Genomic DNA, 18,488 nt, shown 5'->3' on the forward strand with positions numbered 1-18,488 from the left:
CGTCCTCATGCAGGTTTCGAAAGGGGCGGGACGCCCATCGGGACATCCAGCGCGTCAGGCATCACGAACAATTCAATCTGATCGCGTGACAGGTTCCAGTGATCTTCCGCCAGCTGCGCCGCCGCCGCTTCATCGCGCGCCTCGATGGCTGCGATAATCGCGTCATGCTGCTGGCTGGCCAGCGACAGGTTTTCCGACATTTCACCAGTCTGTGGCCGATAAAACGTCATACCGATCCGGGCGTGATCGATCAGCAGCCGGTTGAACGAAGGCAGCAGGTAGACATTTCCGGACATTTCGCCCGTCACGTCATGAAAGCGGTTGTTGGCCAAGGCACGGTCCTCGCCGGACCCGGACCGAAAGGCCGCCTTGAAAGCCTGCTGGGCCTCTTTCAAATCATTGATCTGGGCGTTCGTCGCATTCAAAGCCGCCAAACGCAGGATCGCTCCGTATACCATCGGCGCGGCAAGGAAGAAGTCGCGCAGGGTGGTGTAGGACATCTCCGAAACCCGGGCGCTGCGGTTTGTCCGCAAGTCCAAATAACCCTCGCCAGCCAACTGACGAAACACCTCGCGCAGCGGCGTGCGCGACAGTCCGAATTCGTCCGACAGATGCGCCTCGTCCAGATCGGCGCCCGGGCGCAGGCGCAGCGTCAGGATGGACACTTTCAGGTGCTCTCTTAGCGCGCTTTTGCGAGACTTGGCTTCGTCCTTCATGCTTTGGCCTCATCCTTCTGTTCGGCGTCCGTGGTCGAATCGCGTGCGGTCACAGTTTTGTATTCCATAAAAATACAACTTGTATACAATTAAAATTCGTGCAGCATGGAAGCCGGCGAAATAAACTCATGTTTTGGGCGTTGTCCCAGCTTGCAAACGGTATTGCTCATGCCTCAGACGCGGCACATCACATTCATCCTTGTCGAGGAGTTTTCGCATCTTGCGTTTTCATGCGCGGTCGAACCGTTGCGGATCGCCAATCTGGTGAGTGGTGAAGAACTGTACCGCTGGTCTTTTGTGTCCGAACATGGCGAGCAGGCCGTGTGCTCGAACGGATCCGTCACGCTGGTGCATTCCGGTCTTCAGGGTCTGGCCAAATGTGATCAGCTGTTTGTCCTGTCGGGCATTCACATGCGTGACCACGTCACACGCCCTCTGCTTGCAACCCTGCGCCGCGAACGCGCGCGCGGTACGAAAATCGGCGCCCTGTGCTCGGGGGCATGGGTGCTGGCCAAGGCTGGTTTTCTTGACGGTATGCAGGCAGCGATCCACTGGGAGTACCACGACGCGTTCATGGAGGCCTTTCCCGAGGTCAATCTGGTGCGCAGCGTGTTCGTGGCCGACGAAAAGCACATTACCGCATCTGGCGGGACCGCAACGGCTGACCTGATGCTGCATCTGATCGAACGCGATCACGGCGAGGAACTGGCCATCGATGTGGCGGATCAGATGGTCTATAACGCGGTACGCAATGCCACGGCCAAACAAAGGGTTTCCCTTCAGTCACGCAACGGTATGCGCAATGCGCACCTCGCCAAGGCGATCACCATCATGCAGGGCAGTATTGAAACCCCGGTTTCCCCCTCGTTCATCGCGGAAAAGCTTGGCATTTCAACGCGGCAGCTTGAGCGGTTGTTTGGAAAATACCTGAACACGTCACCCAAGAAGTACTTCATGGAAATGCGGCTGGAGCGCGCCCAGAAACTGTTGCTTCAGACCGAAGCGTCCGTCACCGAGGTCGCCGTGGCCTGCGGATTTGAAAACCCGGGCCATTTTTCGCGTGTCTACAGGTCAAGCTTTGGCGTTACCCCGCACGCGCAGCGCAACAAGATCGACTGACATTGTCTGGTGGTGGATTTGCCCCGACCGATACGGCAGGGGATGCCGCGCGTCATCGGCCCATAACGGGCCTGAACGGGCATCCCCCTAACCCTGCCGAGATACCCCCTCATTAAAACCGGACTAGTCAACAGATCGGCAGGATGATGAACCAATAGATCTGGATATTGGCATAAGTTTTGCGAGAACTTGTCATACATGAGTTTCTTGTGCCCTTATTCGTTAATCTTTGCCTCAATTCGAGACTGCTGATTCAGCGAAATCCGGTACCCACGAAGACCATAACCAATTGCAACAAAACTACAAATGATGGACTTCGTTCCTTTGTTGCTTTCAGGCCCGCGCCGGGGACCAGCTTTTCTGGTTTCAATCTGGCGTGTTCGATTTCCGCGCGGCGTCCCGGACATGGACGGGGTAGTCTTGGGTCAACAACATCGGTTCTGCATTTGAAACGCCAAACAGGCGTCCAAGTGCCATCTCTAGCGGATCTGCGCCACATCCAGACTAGGCGCGACACGGGTGATTTCGTGGGTGCTGGTCGCTGCGTCTGATCCGACGCGAACGTTCAGCTTCCTTGTCCCGCTGAACCGCTGGAAATACGCAAATTCTATTGTGTTCAGCGCATCCATATTCTGACATTGAACAACGTAATCGGCCTGGAATTCCGAATGTTCATCCGGCGCGGATGACGCGACCCCTTCACCCGCGGTGTCCTGGTTCCCCGAGATATCATGCGTCAGAATAACATTGGCGGAAACGGTAAAGCACACAGCCTCGGACGGTACGACAAACAGATCCAGCGGCTTGGACAGTTCGGAAATCGCGATGGCGACTCGTGTACGCTCGTCGTCATTTGCCACCGGGGTTTCGAACCCGATGATATCAATGCTTGGAACCCTGAGGGACAGCGAAAAATCGGTATCTGTGAGCACGATATTCAATTGGCCGGACCCATGGTGATGGGTGGACGTGATCTGCGTCGCCTGAGCAGCAAGAGCTGCCGGGAAGAGAGACAAGGCCAGAACAGAGCACTTCATTAACCAACAACCGCCTAGAACAGAATCACAACAGTGATTTTAACGCGAATCACCCGCCACGCAATGTTAACCCTCGGATCGGAGCCCGCCAGATATGGGGAGGCTTGCTGGGTTCAACAGCTCCCACTTATATCCGACAATAAAACTCAGGTTGACATTACTGACTAAATAACTCAGTTATTTCTCCGCGAAAACCGCAGGGTATTCCCGCACGATCCGACAGTTCTGACAGGAAAGCACCAAACTCCTATGACCAAGTTATTCACCACTGCCAGCGCTCTGACGTTTTTCATGGCAACCACCGCAATCTCGGGTGATGCCCCCACCAAGGCGGATGTACTGAACACCTATGCCAATATTGCGGAAGCCAAATTTGAAGACAGCCTGATTTCAGCCAGGAAGTTGCAGGATGCGGTCAACGCACTGATCGCCGATCCGTCGGACGCAACGCTGAACGCGGCGCGCGCGGCCTGGGTTGCTGCGCGTGTCCCTTATCAGCAAACGGAAGTCTATCGCTTCGGCAATGCCATCGTTGATGACTGGGAAGGCAAGGTGAACGCCTGGCCTTTGGATGAAGGTTTGATCGACTATGTTGACGCGGCTTATGGCGGCGCGACGGACGAAAACGAGTTTGCTGTGCTGAACGTCATCGCCAATCCCAGCTTCCAACTGTCGGGCGAGACCATTGATGCCGGCGAAATTACCCCCGAACTGCTGAGTGACACGTTGCACGAAGCAGATGGTATCGAGGCGAACGTCGCAACCGGCTATCACGCCATCGAATTCCTTCTGTGGGGCCAGGACATGAACGGCCATGGCGCCGGTGCCGGCAACCGCCCGGCCACCGATTACGCGCAGGACGAGGACTGTACCGGCGGCCATTGTGACCGTCGTGCACAATACCTGAGCGCTGCGACCGAACTGCTGGTCAGCGACTTGGCATGGATGGCGGATCAGTGGAAAGACGGCGGTGCGGCACGCGCAGCCTTGATGGAGAACGAAGCAGAAGGTGTCAGCGCGATCCTGACCGGCATGGGCTCTTTGTCGTATGGTGAGCAAGCCGGTGAACGCATGCGCCTTGGCCTGATGCTGAACGATCCCGAGGAGGAGCATGACTGCTTCTCGGACAACACACACAACAGCCATTACTATGACGGCCTGGGCATCCAGAACGTCTATCTGGGCAGCTATACCCGCATAGATGGCACCCCGGTTTCGGGCGCATCTCTGGCCGATCTGGTCATCGCCACGGATCCGGCGCTGGATACCGAGATGAAAGCGAAACTGGCCGCCACCATGCAGGCCCTGGGCAAGGTCAAGACAACGGCCGAGGCGGGATTTGCCTATGACCAGATGCTTGAGCGCGGCAGCGAGGGCGGTGAGGCCCTGATCATGGGCGGCGTCAACGGTCTGGTCGATCAGACCAAGACCATCGAGCGCATCGTTACCGCGCTGGAGCTGGACGGGGTCGCGTTTGAAGGATCCGACAGCCTGGATAACCCGGACGCCGTCTTTCACTAACTCCAAGCGGGTCGGAAAGGTTTTCTTTCCGGCCCCTTCAATCCGTCCTGATCATCCGCCGAAGCGGCGAAACGAGCCAACAACAATGATTGTCTGCCACTGTACCAACATATCCGATCACGACATCCGCGCAGCCATTGACTGGATGCGCAGAGCAGACCCGCGAACCATCATCACCCCCGGCAAAATCTACCATGCCCTTGGGAAGTCGGCGGATTGCGGCGGGTGCATGCCGCTGTTCCTAGACACAATGCAGGCAGCTACTAATCTGGACGTACCGATGCAACTCCGCACATTGCGTGCCGGAGCAACACAGGAGAAAGCTGATGAAGGGCGATCCAAAGGTCATCGAATATCTGAACAAATCTCTGCGGCATGAACTTACGGCCGTAAGCCAGTATTGGCTGCATTACCGCCTGCAGGAAGACTGGGGGCTTGGCCATATGGCCAAGAAAAGCCGCGAGGAAAGCATCGAAGAGATGGGCCACGCGGACAAGTTGATCGAACGGATCATATTTTTGGAAGGCCACCCTAACCTTCAGAAGCTGGACCCATTGCGGATCGGTCAGACACCGAAGGAAACGCTGGAATGCGACCTGGCCGCCGAGATTGACGCAAGGGCTCTTTACAAGGAAGCGCGCGACTATTGTCGGGAGGCCGGCGACTATGTCTCCATGTCGCTGTTCGAACAGTTGATGTCCGATGAAGAGGGACATATCGACTTCCTCGAAACGCAGCTCGACCTGTATGAAAGGATCGGCGAAGCCAATTATGCGCAACTCAACGCATCAAAAATGGACGAAGGCGAATAGCCTTCTTGCCTTGTCGGTGGTCGCCCTCGCGGCCACCCCTTCCCTGTCAGCCGAACTGCAGGACCTGCATCTGAATGTCATCCCCCGCACCGACGAGGAGCGCGTCCGCATTGCGGCCGTGATCGCGCGCCCGCAGGACTATGGCGTGTCGCAGCCGTTCGAAGAACTCTCTGCCGGAGCGGCGACTGTCAGGGTCCGCAACGACGCGGACGCGTTTTCACAACCCTCAGGCAACCTGAGCTTCGAACAGGAGTTGGAATTCAAAGTCGGCAACGGGTTGTTCAAGAAAATCTGGGTTTCGTCACCATCATCCACGTTGGCCTCTGACGGCTTGGGGCCGCTATATAACGCGCGATCCTGCCAGCGTTGCCATATCAAGGATGGGCGGGGGCACACACCCAACGGCCCTGATGACAACGCAGTCTCGATGTTCCTTCGGGTCTCGATCCCCGGTGCGCCGGAAGACGGGTATCCCGGGATCGAAGACTACATCGCCACCCGGCCCGAAACCAACTATGGCGGGCAGATGCAGGATTTCGCGCTTGCGGGACATCCGGCGGAATATCGGCTGGATATCTCTTACGAAGAAGTCCCTGTTGAACTTTCTGACGGCGAGAGCGCGTCACTGCGCCGCCCGTCTTACAGGGCCGCTGATCTGGGCTATGGCCCGCTGCACCCCGATGCGATGCTGAGCCCGCGGGTCGCACCGCAGATGATCGGGCTTGGGCTGCTGGAGGCGATCCCGGTCGACGACCTGCTGGCCAAGGCTGACCCCGATGACGTGGATGGGAATGGCATCTCGGGCCGTCCGAACATCGTCTGGTCTGTTGAATACGGTGCGCCCATGATGGGACGGTTTGGGCACAAGGCAGGCATGCCGACGGTCATGGAGCAATCCGCCGCAGCCTTTGCCGGGGATATCGGTATTTCAAGCCCGCTTTACCCGGCACCTCAGGGGGACTGCACGAACTTGCAGGTGAACTGCGTCGAGGCCCCGCATGGCGACACCGATACCCGCGAGTTCGAGATCGATCAGCAGGGCATGGACCTGGTGGATTTCTACAGCCGAAATCTGGGTGTGCCCGGTCGCCGAGACGTAGACGATCCCGACGTGCTGCGCGGCAAAGAGGTGTTTCACACCACTGGCTGCGCATCGTGTCATACTCCGGCTCATGTCACCCACCGGCTGGAAGATCGGCCCGAGCACAGTTTTCAGCTGATCTGGCCTTATACCGACCTGCTGCTGCATGACATGGGCGAAGATCTGGCGGATCACCGCCCCGAGGCCCGCGCGACGGGTCGCGAATGGCGGACGCCGCCGCTTTGGGGCATAGGTCTGACCGAACGCGTCTCGGGCCACACGCAATTTCTGCATGACGGGCGAGCACGCAATCTGCTCGAGGCGATACTGTGGCACGGTGGCGAAGCCCAGGCCGCGCGCGATGCAGTTGTGTCAATGCCAAAAACTGACCGCGACGCCCTGATCCGTTTTCTGGAGAGCCTCTGACCCATGCGTATTCTTACTCTTGTTGCCGCGTTGATGATGCCGCTTGCCACGCAGGCGCAGGATCATGCACCGATCCTGATGGACGTGACGGAGACACACATCCTGCCCCGGTTCGGCAAACTGCCGGAAACAGCCGGTGCTCTGGTCAGTGCATCACGGGTGGATTGCGATCCGACCTCACCGGCGCTGCGCGCGGCTTATGATGCGGCCTTCGACAGCTGGATTTCCGCCAGCCACCTGCGGTTCGGTCCGACCGAGGTCGACGATCGTGCGTTTGCCATGGCGTTCTGGCCCGATACGAAAGGGTTCACCTCAAAGGCCCTGTCCCAGCATGTCGCGGCCGAGGATAACGCCGTGCAAGACCCGGAAGCCTATGCCGAGACATCCATAGCGGGGCGCGGATTCTTTGCGCTCGAACGGATGCTGTTCGATCCCGTCTTTGCAAACCAGGGCAACACGGAATACCGCTGCGCGCTGATTCAGGCGATCTCGGCAGACATTGATGCCAATGCCCGGGCGATGGCCGAGGACTGGCAAGGCTATGCCCCCAGCCTGACCCGGCCCGACGAGAACAGCCGCTACCGAACACAGGACGAAGCCATGCAGGAGCTGTTCAAGGCTTTGTCCACGGGTCTTGAATTCACGGCCGACACACGGCTTGGTCGCCCGTTGGGCACGTTCGATCGCCCGCGCCCCAACCGCGCCGAAGCGTGGCGGTCGGAGCGGTCATTGCGCCATGTCGAGCTTTCGCTGATGGCCCTTCGTGATCTTGCGGCGCGGTTGGCCTTTGATCACCCCGAAATTGCCGCCGATCTGGATGCCGCCTTTGCGCGCGCGATCGAGAACGCCCAATCCATCGAAGACCCTGCTCTGGCCGGAGTCGCGGACCCACAAGCCCGGTTCCGAATTGAGGCCCTGCAACGGTCTATCCATGACATCCGCGCCATTGCTTCATCCGAACTTGGCCCGACACTAGGCATCAGCGCTGGCTTCAATTCGCTAGATGGGGACTGAACAATGACATCGCGTCGCCGCTTCCTTGCAGGGCTTGCCGCAACCTCTCTGCCTCCGATCCATGGATGGGCCTCGGTGGGCAGGCCGGAGTTTCTGGCCGCAGGGTTGTTTCCGGATGGTTCGTATCGACTGGCCGGGCTGGATGCACTGGGAACACTCCTCTTTTCCGTGCCCCTGCCCGCGCGTGGGCATGCGGCGGCGGCGCATCCGGTCAAGGCACAGGCCGTTGCCTTTGCGCGCCGTCCGGGCACCTTTGCCGTGGTGATTGATTGCGTGACGGGATCACCGGTCGCGCGGCTGATGACGCCGGAAGGTCGGCATTTCTATGGTCACGGTACTTTTTCAGCCGATGGCGCGATTTTCTTCGCCACGGAAAACGATTACGAGGCTGGAGAAGGTATCATAGGCGTCTGGGACGCAGAAACCTTTGCGCGCTTGGGCGAATTCCCGTCCGGCGGGGTCGGGCCGCATGACATGCGGCTGATGCCGGGTGGAAAAACGCTTGTGATTGCCAATGGCGGGATCGAAACCCACCCCGAAACCGGGCGCACGAAGCTGAACCTGCCGACGATGGAGCCCAATCTGACATACCTTTCCCTGTCGGGCCTGGTTCAGGAACAGGTGTCGCTGACGCCTGCGCTTCACAAGAACTCGATCCGCCATCTGGCGGTCCGTCGCGACGGGCTGGTGGGCTTTGCGATGCAGTGGCAGGGCAGCAAAGCCGAACATCCGCCTTTGCTGGGTCTGCACCGTCAGGGGGAAACCCCGCACCTTCTGTCAGCACCTGTGCAGGATCAGAGCCCGCTACAGGGTTATGCGGGCAGCATCGCGTTCTCGGCGGATGGCGCAACCATCGCTATCACCTGCCCGCGCGGCAACGCGCTGCATCGGTTCGTTGTGGGCAGTGGCACATTCAGGGATGCATTCGAGCTTCAGGATGTTTGCGGTCTTGGATCCGGCATCAGCGGTTTGGTTTTCACCACCGGAACCGGTGTGTTTGGCGCTTTGACCACTGCGGCCCCTGTGATCCGGTCCCGCGCGAAGTGTCAGTGGGACAACCACCTGATCCCGATCCGTCGCCCTGCGTAAAACTCGGTTTTCTCTGGCACATAGTTTACACTTGGAAGAATCAAACAGCTGCCGTATTGGCGGTCGCGAAACTGGCACTCCTAGGTTAAGGACCGACTTGATTGAAACAGACGCCGGACGCACCGCATTCCATCTACGGGGTTGAGAAATGGGGCAAAGGCCTCATCGAGGTGACGGAGCGGGGCGAAATCGGTCTGCGCAATCCCCTGGCGCCCGACGTTGATGCGATCAGCCTGCCCGGCATTCTCAGCGACCTGGACGACCGCGGCATCAAGGCCCCGATGGTTCTGCGCGTCTCCTCCTATCTGGAACACGAGATCGCGCATCTAAACGAAAGCTTCCGGGATGCTATCGCCCGCGTGGGCTACAGGGGCAGCTATCGCGGTGTGTTCCCGATCAAGGTGAACCAGCAGGCACAGGTCGTCGACCGGATCGTCGAATTCGGCAAGAAATACAACTATGGGCTCGAGGCCGGGTCTAAACCCGAATTGGTGATCGCGCTGGCGCATCGCCTGGCCAGCGAAGCGCTGATCGTGTGCAACGGGGTCAAGGATGCCGAGTTCATCCAACTGGCAACCCTTTCCCGCAAGATCGGCTTCAACACGGTGATCGTTCTGGAAAGCCCGAAAGAGGCCGACACGGTGATCGAAGTCTACAAGGAATTGGGAATCGAACCGCTGATTGGTGTGCGGGTGAAACTGACCAACCAGATCAGTGGCAAATGGGAAGAAAGCTCGGGTGACCGGTCAGCCTTTGGCATGAACACCGATCAACTGGTGGCCACTGTGGACAAGCTGCGCGACGCGGGCCTACTGCATTGCCTGAAATTGCAGCACTCGCATCTGGGATCGCAGGTACAGGACGTCAACGACGTGCGCCGCGCGGTGGGCGAGGCCTGCCGCTATTACACCGAACTGACCCGCGAGGGCGTGCCACTGACCCATCTGGATCTGGGCGGTGGTATGGGAGTGGATTACACCGGTGAAAAGAAGGCGGCTGAAAACTCGATCAACTACACAGTCGAGGAATACTGCGCCAATGTCGTGGAAACCGTGGCCTACGCGATGGATGAGGCCGGGATCGACCACCCCACGCTGGTCACTGAAAGCGGTCGTGCTGTGGTGGCGACGTCGTCGATGCTGGTGTTCAACGTGTTGGAAAGCACATTGTACGATGCGCCCAACGGCCCGGAGGTTGAACCCGACGATCATCACATGGTTTCGGACCTTGCCGCGGTGCACGGCTATCTCAGCAAAGACCGGCTTCAGGAATGCTGGAACGACGCCAATTTCTACCGCAACGAATTGCGCGCACTGTTCCGCCGTGGGTACGTAGACCTGCGCCAGATGGCCCGCGCCGAACGGATCTATCTGTCGCTGATTGCCCGCCTCAAGGCACTGGCAGCCAGTGACGATCTGGAAACCGACGTGGACGACCAGCTCGAGAAAGTGGCCGATATCTACCACTGCAACTTTTCGCTGTTCCAATCCCTGCCCGACGTCTGGGCGATCGACCAGCTGCACCCAATTGTGCCGTTGCAGGGGCTGAACAAGACGCCAGACCGCCGCGCGGTTCTGTCCGACATCACCTGCGACAGCGACGGCAAGATCGACCGGTTCATTCTGGCTGATGGCGTCTCGCCCAGCTTGCCGGTGCATTCCCTGCCGGAAGAAGATGAATACTTCATGGGCGTCTTCTTCGTCGGCGCTTATCAGGAAACACTCGGCGATCTGCACAACCTGTTTGGCGACACCAACGTCGTCACAATCGACCTCCGCTCCGACGGTGGTTTTGATCTGCTGCACGAGCAAGAAGGCGACACGATCAGCCAGGTGCTGTCCTATGTCGAGTTCGATCCGACCGACTGCGTCGCCGCCTTCCGCAAAATGGTGGACGAGGCGATCTCAACCGGAACCCTGAAAGCTAAGGACCGCAAAACCCTGATGAGCGCCTATCGCGACTCGATCAACGGCTACACCTATTACGAATAACCCCTTGAGAGGAGACTACCCCATGGGCAAAACACTGGTTGTCGGCGCGGGCGGCGTATCCCACGCCGCCGTGCACAAGATGGCGATGAATTCGGACATCTTCACCGAAATCACTCTGGCCAGTCGCACGAAATCGAAATGCGACGCCATCGCCAAAGCGGTGAAGGACCGTGTAGGTGTAGACATCGCGACGGCTGAACTGGACGCCTATAAGGTCGAGGATACAGTCAAGCTGATCAAGGAAACCGGTGCCGAAATCCTCGTGAATCTCGCCTTGCCCTATCAGGATCTAGTACTGATGGACGCTTGCCTTGAGGCGGGTATTCACTATCTCGACACAGCGAATTATGAGCCCGAAGATGAGGCCAAGTTCGAATACCACTGGCAGTGGGCCTATCAGGAACGATTCAAAGAGGCTGGCCTGACCGCCATCCTCGGCTCGGGCTTCGATCCGGGAGTGACCAGCGTATTCGCCAAATGGCTGAAGAAGCACAAGTTGGACACGATCCGCCAGATCGACGTGCTGGATGCAAATGGCGGCACCAACGATCAGGAATTCGCCACCAACTTCAACCCGGAAATCAACCTGCGCGAAGTCCTGGCCGAGGTGCGTCACTGGGAAAACGGAGAATGGAAACACTCGCCCGCCATGACCCACAAGGTCGAATTCGACTTTCCCGCAATCGGCCCCAAGAACATGTACCTGATGTATCACGAGGAACTGGAGTCGCTCTCGACCCATTTCCCCGAGATCGAGCGCGCCCGGTTCTGGATGACCTTCGGCGACGCCTATATCACCCACGCCAAAGTGCTGGAAAACGTCGGCATGACCCGTATTGACCCGGTAATGCATGACGGCAAGGAAATCATCCCGATCCAGTTCCTGAAAACTCTGCTGCCCGATCCGGGCGATTTGGGCGCGGAAACCAAGGGCAAGGCCTGTATCGGGGACATCGCCACAGGTCAGGCCAAGGACGGCTCGGGCGAGAAAACCTATTATATCTACAACATCTGCGATCACGAGGAATGCTACCGCGAAGTCGGCAGCCAGGCCGTCAGCTACACCACCGGCGTCCCCGCCATGATCGGAGCGGCACAGGTGCTGAAAGGCAACTGGCGAGAGCCCGGCGTGTGGAACATGGAACAGCTGGACCCCGATGATTTCATGGACATGCTGAACACCCACGGCCTGCCTTGGCAGGTTCACGAACTCGACGGCCCTGTCGTATTCTGAACCCTCGGGGCAGTCAGCGCGGCCGCCCTGCTTCATCTGGCCCAAAATATCCCGGGGGTTCGGGGGCAGCGCCCCCGGCCTCTCCAATTCAGGAGACGCCGTTTTTGTCCGACATGATGACCACACAGGCCGGTGACGCCGGAGCCTTCCGCAGTTTCGACCTCAATCGCGTGCCCACGCCTTGCTTCGTGGTCGATGAAAAGGCCGTGGAGAAGAACCTACATATCCTGTCCGATGTCGGAAGCCGCTCCGGCGCGCATGTGCTGAGCGCACTCAAAGCGTTTTCAATGTTCTCTCTGGCACCGCTGATCCGGCAGCACCTTGGCGGCACATGTGCCAGCGGTATCTACGAGGCCCGGCTGGGCCGCGAGAAGTATGGCGGCGAAGTCGCGACCTTCTGCGCGGGTTACAAGGACGCCGACATTGACGAAATCCTCGCGCTCTCGGATCACATCATCTTCAACAGTCCCGCGCAGAAAGACCGCTTTCTTGCCAAGGCACAGGCCGCGGGGCGGCAGGTCGGGCTGCGCATCAACCCCGAACACTCCGAAGGCGAGGTCGCGAAATATGATCCCTGCGCCCCCTGTTCGCGCCTCGGCACCCCGGTCAGCCAACTGGACGCCGCTGCTCTGGAAGGTGTGGACGGGCTGCACATGCACACGCTCTGCGAACAGGGATTCGAACCGCTGGCGCGCACCTGGGCGGCCGTCGAACGGACGCTGGCGCCATTCCTGAACGGCCTGAAATGGCTGAACTTCGGCGGCGGTCACCACATTACGCGCGACGACTATGACCGCGACGGGCTGGTGGAGTTCATCAAACACATCCGCGCCAAGTATGGCGTCGAGGTCTATCTGGAACCCGGTGAGGCCGTGGCGCTCGACGCGGGCATTCTGGTCGGAGAAATCCTTGACCTGCCCACCAACGGCATGACTCTTGCGATCACTGACATCTCGGCCACATGCCACATGCCCGACGTGATCGAAGCCCCGTATCGACCGGCCCTGATGGACGAGGCCGAAGCAGGCCATACATACCGCCTGGGCGGCCCGTCTTGCCTGGCAGGAGACGTAATTGGCGATTATACATGGGACAAGCCGCTGGAGATTGGCCAGCGCTTTGCCTTTCTGGATCAGGCGCATTACTCGATGGTCAAGACCAACACGTTCAACGGCGTGCCGCTGCCCACGATCGCCTTGTGGAACAGCGAAACGGACGAGCTAAGGATCATCAAGCAGTTCGGCTACGACGACTTTAAGGACAGACTTTCATGAGCATTTTCCTCGACAGTGAACTGACCGACTCCGAACGCAGCGAAGACGCCCGGTTCCGCGTGATCCCGGTGCCGTTGGAACGCACGGTCTCCTACGGCTCGGGCGCGGCAGACGGCCCCGCCGCGATCATCGAGGCCAGCAATGAACTCGAACGCATAACCGGCCACGCTGAGCCTTGTGTCGAAGGCATCTTTACCGAAGCCCCGCTGGATTGCGACGGCCCGCTGCCGGATGTCATGGAGCGTCTTGCCCGGCGCACCGAGGCCGCCGTCCGCACCGGCAAGGTGCCGGTGACTCTGGGTGGTGAGCACTCGCTCAGCTATGGTGCGGTCATGGGTGTGGCACGCGCGCTGGAACAGCCCGTCGGTGTCGTGCAGATCGACGCGCATGCCGACCTGCGCAACGCATATCAGGGCGAAAAACACTCTCATGCTTCGGTCATGCATCTGCTGGCCGAGGAAGGTATCCCACTGGCCCAGTTCGGCGTGCGCGCCTTTTCCACCGAGGAAGCAAAAAGCCGTCTGAAAAACCACGTCTTCCATGTCGATGCCGAGGAACTGGTGACGGGTCACATCCACTCGGTTGATCTGCCTGCGAACTTCCCCGAACTGGTCTATGTCAGCTTTGACGTTGATGGGCTGGACCCGGCGCAGATGCCCGCCACAGGCACACCTGTTCCCGGGGGGCTGAGCTATTATCAGGCGCTTCGTCTGGTGGAACATGCATTGAAGGGCCGCAAATGCGTCGGCTTCGATGTGGTTGAACTGGCACCCAACGGCAATGCCGCCTGGGATTTCACCGCAGCACAGATCGTCTATCGACTGATGGCAAGCTGCTGACAGGCAGATTTGCCGGACTGGCCCGCCTGATCCGGTACTTAGTCGGTTTTGCCGTCATCGACGGTTTCGTTCAACTCCATATGGCCTTCGCTCCTGTTCAGGACGCGGCGCAGCATGGGCTCAAAGAACTCCAGCGGCTTGGTCGGATAGTCCGGGTCGAACGCCTTCTGATCGTATTCATGGCAGAAATAGCGACACTCTTCCCAATAAGGGCTGTCGCGATACTTGTCGCGCGCGTTGCGGTCGCCACCCAGGTGGTGGTTGTAGTAGTACCCCTGAAACACACAATGATGCTTAAGAATCCAATACGTCTTTTCGCTGACGTAAGGCTTCATCATCGCCGCTGACAGCTCTCCATGATTGTAGGGCGACAGGATATCACCGGTATCGTGGATCAGCGCCGCCACCACCAGTTCCTCATCCGCTCCGTCCTCATAAGCACGTGTCGCGGCTTGCAAGCTGTGCTGGTAGCGGTTGACCGGATAGGGCGTCCATTCTTCGTCCAACGAGCGGATGGCATCAAGGATGCGGTCTGGCAGGGCCGCATTATACGCCTCTTCATACTCCATCACGGCGTCCCAGTCGGCCTTGGTGGCTGTTTCGAAACTGGTCCAGGTGGGTTTGTGGCTTTTGTCCAGCATGGCTGATCCTTTGGCATGTGTCCTGAGCGGAAGAGTAGTTCGAAATCAACCTTCAAAAAAATGAATTGATTTTATCGCTATGATCAAAAAATACTTTCAATATGCAAACCAAGGCTCTGGAAACCTTTCTCTGCGTGGCCGAAGCCGGTGGCTTTCATGCCGCCGCCCGTAAGTTGAATGTGACGCAGACTGCCGTCAGCGCGCGCATTCGCCTGATCGAGGAGGAAACCGGCAGGGCGCTGTTCACGCGCGGTGCCGGAGGAACGGCGCTGACCGAGTTCGGCCGGCAGTTCAAACCCTATGCAGAACAGATGTTGTCCCTTTGGGGCTTTGCATCGCGCGACCTGCCGGTACAGACACAGAACCGCCCGGCGCTGCGGTTGGGCGGCCAGCTCAGCATTTGGGATCCGTTGCTGGTGGACCTGGCGGATCGGTTTGAACAGCGCTTTGGCAAATTGCTGTTGACGCTGAACTACGACCACGACCTGAACATGGTTGAAGCGGTGGCAACCCATGTGCTGGACGCGGCGATCACACATGAAAAGCCATCCGACCGGCGCGTCACGTGGTACGAGCTGGAACCAGAGCTCTTGTCCCTGGTCCGGACGCCAAAGGCTGACGGCACGGACGATGACCTGATCTTCGTCAACCTCGAACTAGGCAAGGTCTATCAGGATCATGTAAGATCGGCTGCGCGACGGGCGTCAGGTCAGACCGTATTTCTTGGCAATTGCATGATGGCGCTGCGATATGTCCTGCAGCGGGGCGGAAACGGCTATTTCCCCGATTACGTCATTTCCGAGCATCTTGCCTCGGGTGCTCTGGAGCGGGTCGAGGACAGTGTCAGCTTGCACCTGCCCGTGTATCTGGTCGTCCGCGGTGATCGCGAGGAATTTGACGACATTTGCAGCTGTTTGGTAGATCTTCGCAGCTAGAACTCAGGCCGGTGTCGGCATGATCTGGGGCTCTCGCCGCCGTTTTCGCATAAGCGGCCTACCGGCAACAAGCAGAAAGAGGCCCGAGATAAGCACCCCTATGATTGCGGGAAGGTAAAGCATAAACCAAAGCTCCGGGTCATCGATCACCATCGGGGAAACAAACCCGCGAACACCTTCAAGCAGCACAAGGATGGTGAAGGCGCCCAATATCTGCGGCCACAATCCAAACCGGGAAAAACTGCCCAGCATCAGGGTGGAATACCCGGCCAGGGCCACGGCAATGCAGATCACGATCCACGAGAACCGCTGATGCAGTTCCTCGATCAGCTTTCCAGAGCCGAACCCTTCCGTCGCTGAAATCTCTTCTCGGTTGCGGATCAGATCGGCGGTTGGAATAGCTTCAAGACTGCGACGGGTCATCGGGCTTGTATTCGTCAGTTCCGAGATATCGTAGGAGGCGTCCTGAAACAGGGTGGATGACAACACCTTGCCCTCTCGGTGCATACGCAACGCAACTCCGTCAACCATCACAAGATGGATGCCGCTGTCGTTGTTGACCAGATAGGCCGTTACGCTTGAATAACTGATTGCGTTTTCAGGATCGCGACGGTCAGACACGAACACTTCATGGAGTGTACCGTCCAGATCGATACTGCCAATGTAAACCGTGACGCCTTCGGCGGGATGCAGGAACTCGCCTTCGTTCAGAAGCTGGGCCGTCACATCTCCGGCCACTTCAGCCTGCCGGATTTCCAGCTGTTCCACCGAGGCCGGGCGCAAGAACACGCTGATGATCGCCATCATCACCCCGGCAATCACACCGAACAGCAGTACCGCCCGGGCAAGCCGCCAGGGGCTGGATCCGCTGGCCAGCATAACCGTCAGCTCACTTTCGCGGCTCAGACGGTTTGTGGCATAGACGGCGGCGGCAAACACCGCCATGGGCATGACCGTGCGGATCAGGGTCGGTAAAGTCAGCGCGGTGAATTCCAGAAAAACCATCGCCGACTGACCGCCGCTGATGACCCTGTCAAACAGGCTGACAGACCGGGTGATCCAGAACACACCGACCAGCACCAGGGTGAAAAAGCCAAACAGAATCAGCAATTGCCGCAGGAAATATCCATCAAAACGCGACATGGGGCCTCGTGCGTGTTTTCGTTTGCAGCCGACACTAGGGCATTAATCCGGCAGAGGAAACAGGCATTGGACGACAGGATGACCCTGCGCGCGCTCTTCGCGCAAACCCGTATTCACCCAACGCCGCTGATTTGCCCCAGGAAGAGGTCAAGAGCCAACGCTTTGCGAAAACGGCAGTTCGTGGCACTGTTCCAGGATTGATCAGAATGGAGTTTCCTGAATGGCACTGTTTTTTTCCCGCCGCACCTACAACGCCCAGAAAAAGAAGTTCACATTAAAGCCGGCGGCAAGGACCAGATATGTTCACATCACCCAGCAAAGCCCGGGTGGAAAAATTCGCAAGGGCAGCATCGTCAAGCAGGCGAAATGGTTGGATCTCGTGCGTCAGGAAGGTGGGGATTCGGCCGTCCTGATCTATGTTCACGGGTTTAACACCAGCCAGAAGGACATGCTGGACCGGCTGGGGAAAATCGAAGGCAACCTCAGGGCCAACGGGTATCAGGGCGCGGTCGTTGCCTTTGACTGGCCCAGTGACGGATCGGTGCACACCTATGACTCGGACCGGTCCGATGCCAAGGCGGTGGCCCCGCATCTGGTGGGGGATGGGCTATTGCCGTTGTTGGGAATGTCCCCGCGCCCCAAGATTCACCTGATCGCGCATTCCATGGGTGCGCTGGTCATACTTCGCGCTTTCTCGGACTTCGGGGATTCGGCTGGGCCAGGCAACAAGATATGGTCGGCGGATCAGGTCATGTTCGCGTCGGGTGATATCGATTCAGAGTGGCTGGAAAAGGGCGCATGGGGCGATCTGGTTCTGAAAAAACGCTGCAAGCGGTTCACCAATTACTACAGCCGAAAAGACAAGGTTCTGGCCCTGGCCGGAGGGATTGTTCATGGCGGGCGGCAGCGGGCGGGCCGCGTTGGGATGCCAAAGCTGACCTCGAAAGGTCATTGGGACATCTATTGTGATGATCAATACAAGCGGGACGTGCCGAAAAATCAGCGCAAGATGATGAAGTCGCATCGCTGGTGGTTCGACAGTGACGGGTTTTACAAAGACCTTGCACTGACGATCGAAGGCCAACCGGCAAAAACAATGCCGACCCGGCACAAGACAAATATAGGGGATCTGGCGCTATTGGTTTGACGGAGGGGTCGCCCGACGCTCTGACCCTAATTCAAGGTGTGATTGGACGGGTTTTGTTCGAATACAGACCTAGTGCATTTGATTTGCGCATTCTGACAACAATCGGCCACGTTTATTCGTTTGGAACCGCCTTTTTTCTTGAACTGTTTTTGCGCCTTGCCAGAAACAGAAAGGGCGCGCTCAACCACAAGCGCGCCCTTGTCATGGGGAAGAAACTGAAAACATGCGTTCTGAACCGAACCTGAACGCCAACTCTTTGACACCCTCAATTAACCAGATTTCCCAACACTGGTCAGTGACGCTGTTCACACTACTGTGGGGGGGTGAGTTATTCCGGACGAACGCGGTAATTAGGAGGATGGACCAGAAGGCCTTAAAAATATGGCGATATCGTTAGGTTCTGGACCTATTAATTTGGTTGTCGCCATCCCGCCTGCGTGATTCATACCCGCGAGCTTCAGGGGTATAA

17 protein-coding genes are annotated in these 18,488 nt (G+C 58.4%); 13 read left to right on the plus strand and 4 right to left on the minus strand.

Going from position 1 to position 18,488, the window contains the following annotated elements; all coding sequences use genetic code 11:
• Positions 1-5: 5 nt before the first annotated feature.
• The gene (locus AC2FEB_RS21380) at positions 6-716 is read right to left on the minus strand and encodes a GntR family transcriptional regulator (protein ID WP_496676999.1); all 711 of its coding nucleotides are present in this window, start codon (positions 714-716) and stop codon (positions 6-8) included.
• Between the two features lie 168 nt (positions 717-884).
• On the opposite strand from AC2FEB_RS21380, the gene AC2FEB_RS21385 reads away from it, so the two are divergent.
• On the plus strand, positions 885-1,835 hold the full coding sequence (locus tag AC2FEB_RS21385; RefSeq protein WP_117868080.1) for a GlxA family transcriptional regulator: 951 nt from the start codon (positions 885-887) through the stop codon (positions 1,833-1,835).
• Positions 1,836-2,314: 479 nt separating this feature from the next.
• Here AC2FEB_RS21385 and AC2FEB_RS21390 read toward each other — a convergent pair whose 3' ends face one another.
• Complete coding sequence (locus tag AC2FEB_RS21390) at positions 2,315-2,872, minus strand: ZrgA family zinc uptake protein (protein WP_496677002.1); 558 nt, start codon at positions 2,870-2,872, stop codon at positions 2,315-2,317.
• A 249-nt stretch (positions 2,873-3,121) separates the two neighbouring features.
• Here AC2FEB_RS21390 and AC2FEB_RS21395 point away from each other — a divergent pair, with 249 nt between their 5' ends.
• From AC2FEB_RS21395 to speB, 10 genes are all read left to right on the plus strand, one after another.
• Positions 3,122-4,393 carry an imelysin family protein gene (locus AC2FEB_RS21395; protein ID WP_496677005.1) on the plus strand — a complete coding sequence of 424 codons (1,272 nt, stop codon included), beginning with the start codon at positions 3,122-3,124 and terminating at the stop codon, positions 4,391-4,393.
• A gap of 85 nt (positions 4,394-4,478) precedes the next feature.
• Complete coding sequence (locus AC2FEB_RS21400) at positions 4,479-4,772, plus strand: (2Fe-2S)-binding protein (RefSeq protein WP_496677008.1); 294 nt, start codon at positions 4,479-4,481, stop codon at positions 4,770-4,772.
• Positions 4,720-5,205, plus strand: coding sequence for a bacterioferritin (bfr, locus tag AC2FEB_RS21405; RefSeq protein WP_117868071.1), 486 nt, complete (start codon positions 4,720-4,722; stop codon positions 5,203-5,205). Before AC2FEB_RS21400 ends, bfr begins: the two co-directional genes overlap by 53 nt.
• Entirely contained in the window at positions 5,165-6,712 is a 1,548-nt protein-coding gene (locus AC2FEB_RS21410) for a di-heme oxidoreductase family protein (RefSeq protein WP_496884360.1), read from the plus strand. Before bfr ends, AC2FEB_RS21410 begins: the two co-directional genes overlap by 41 nt.
• Positions 6,713-6,715: 3 nt before the next feature.
• The gene (locus AC2FEB_RS21415; protein ID WP_496677013.1) at positions 6,716-7,726 is read left to right on the plus strand and encodes an imelysin family protein; all 1,011 of its coding nucleotides are present in this window, start codon (positions 6,716-6,718) and stop codon (positions 7,724-7,726) included.
• A gap of 3 nt (positions 7,727-7,729) precedes the next feature.
• The gene (locus tag AC2FEB_RS21420; RefSeq protein WP_496677016.1) at positions 7,730-8,815 is read left to right on the plus strand and encodes a DUF1513 domain-containing protein; all 1,086 of its coding nucleotides are present in this window, start codon (positions 7,730-7,732) and stop codon (positions 8,813-8,815) included.
• A 101-nt stretch (positions 8,816-8,916) separates the two neighbouring features.
• Positions 8,917-10,806, plus strand: coding sequence for a biosynthetic arginine decarboxylase (gene speA / locus AC2FEB_RS21425; protein ID WP_496677019.1), 1,890 nt, complete (start codon positions 8,917-8,919; stop codon positions 10,804-10,806).
• A 22-nt stretch (positions 10,807-10,828) separates the two neighbouring features.
• Entirely contained in the window at positions 10,829-12,040 is a 1,212-nt protein-coding gene (locus AC2FEB_RS21430; RefSeq protein ID WP_496677022.1) for a saccharopine dehydrogenase family protein, read from the plus strand.
• 104 nt (positions 12,041-12,144) lie between these two features.
• Positions 12,145-13,314, plus strand: a complete 1,170-nt coding sequence (gene nspC / locus AC2FEB_RS21435) for a carboxynorspermidine decarboxylase (RefSeq protein WP_496677024.1) — start codon at positions 12,145-12,147, stop codon at positions 13,312-13,314.
• Complete coding sequence (speB, locus tag AC2FEB_RS21440; protein ID WP_496677027.1) at positions 13,311-14,153, plus strand: agmatinase; 843 nt, start codon at positions 13,311-13,313, stop codon at positions 14,151-14,153. The genes nspC and speB overlap by 4 nt, the downstream gene beginning before the upstream one ends.
• A gap of 38 nt (positions 14,154-14,191) precedes the next feature.
• Here the strand turns inward: speB and AC2FEB_RS21445 are convergent, their stop codons facing one another.
• Complete coding sequence (locus tag AC2FEB_RS21445) at positions 14,192-14,794, minus strand: HD domain-containing protein (RefSeq protein ID WP_496677030.1); 603 nt, start codon at positions 14,792-14,794, stop codon at positions 14,192-14,194.
• A 101-nt stretch (positions 14,795-14,895) separates the two neighbouring features.
• On the opposite strand from AC2FEB_RS21445, the gene AC2FEB_RS21450 reads away from it, so the two are divergent.
• Entirely contained in the window at positions 14,896-15,729 is an 834-nt protein-coding gene (locus AC2FEB_RS21450) for a LysR family transcriptional regulator (RefSeq protein ID WP_496677033.1), read from the plus strand.
• A 3-nt stretch (positions 15,730-15,732) separates the two neighbouring features.
• Here the strand turns inward: AC2FEB_RS21450 and lptF are convergent, their stop codons facing one another.
• Positions 15,733-16,872 (minus strand): LPS export ABC transporter permease LptF, encoded by a 1,140-nt coding sequence (lptF, locus tag AC2FEB_RS21455; RefSeq protein WP_496677036.1) that lies wholly within the window; start codon positions 16,870-16,872, stop codon positions 15,733-15,735.
• A 220-nt stretch (positions 16,873-17,092) separates the two neighbouring features.
• Between lptF and AC2FEB_RS21460 the strand changes: the two genes are divergently transcribed.
• Positions 17,093-18,019 (plus strand): alpha/beta fold hydrolase, encoded by a 927-nt coding sequence (locus tag AC2FEB_RS21460; protein ID WP_117868050.1) that lies wholly within the window; start codon positions 17,093-17,095, stop codon positions 18,017-18,019.
• Positions 18,020-18,488 lie beyond the last annotated feature (469 nt).

The sequence above is a fragment of the Ruegeria sp. YTSC106 genome, assembly GCF_059609765.1.

Coding starts and splice junctions, on each gene's coding strand:
- lptF (WP_496677036.1), bottom strand. CDS start 16,872: ATGTCGCGTTTTGATGGATATTTCCTGCGGCAATTGCTGATTCTGTTT.
- AC2FEB_RS21385 (WP_117868080.1), top strand. CDS start 885: ATGCCTCAGACGCGGCACATCACATTCATCCTTGTCGAGGAGTTTTCG.
- AC2FEB_RS21430 (WP_496677022.1), top strand. CDS start 10,829: ATGGGCAAAACACTGGTTGTCGGCGCGGGCGGCGTATCCCACGCCGCC.
- AC2FEB_RS21445 (WP_496677030.1), bottom strand. CDS start 14,794: ATGCTGGACAAAAGCCACAAACCCACCTGGACCAGTTTCGAAACAGCC.
- AC2FEB_RS21410 (WP_496884360.1), top strand. CDS start 5,165: ATGCGCAACTCAACGCATCAAAAATGGACGAAGGCGAATAGCCTTCTT.
- AC2FEB_RS21460 (WP_117868050.1), top strand. CDS start 17,093: ATGGCACTGTTTTTTTCCCGCCGCACCTACAACGCCCAGAAAAAGAAG.
- speB (WP_496677027.1), top strand. CDS start 13,311: ATGAGCATTTTCCTCGACAGTGAACTGACCGACTCCGAACGCAGCGAA.
- AC2FEB_RS21380 (WP_496676999.1), bottom strand. CDS start 716: ATGAAGGACGAAGCCAAGTCTCGCAAAAGCGCGCTAAGAGAGCACCTG.
- AC2FEB_RS21400 (WP_496677008.1), top strand. CDS start 4,479: ATGATTGTCTGCCACTGTACCAACATATCCGATCACGACATCCGCGCA.
- AC2FEB_RS21450 (WP_496677033.1), top strand. CDS start 14,896: ATGCAAACCAAGGCTCTGGAAACCTTTCTCTGCGTGGCCGAAGCCGGT.
- AC2FEB_RS21390 (WP_496677002.1), bottom strand. CDS start 2,872: ATGAAGTGCTCTGTTCTGGCCTTGTCTCTCTTCCCGGCAGCTCTTGCT.
- bfr (WP_117868071.1), top strand. CDS start 4,720: ATGAAGGGCGATCCAAAGGTCATCGAATATCTGAACAAATCTCTGCGG.
- AC2FEB_RS21415 (WP_496677013.1), top strand. CDS start 6,716: ATGCGTATTCTTACTCTTGTTGCCGCGTTGATGATGCCGCTTGCCACG.
- AC2FEB_RS21420 (WP_496677016.1), top strand. CDS start 7,730: ATGACATCGCGTCGCCGCTTCCTTGCAGGGCTTGCCGCAACCTCTCTG.
- AC2FEB_RS21395 (WP_496677005.1), top strand. CDS start 3,122: ATGACCAAGTTATTCACCACTGCCAGCGCTCTGACGTTTTTCATGGCA.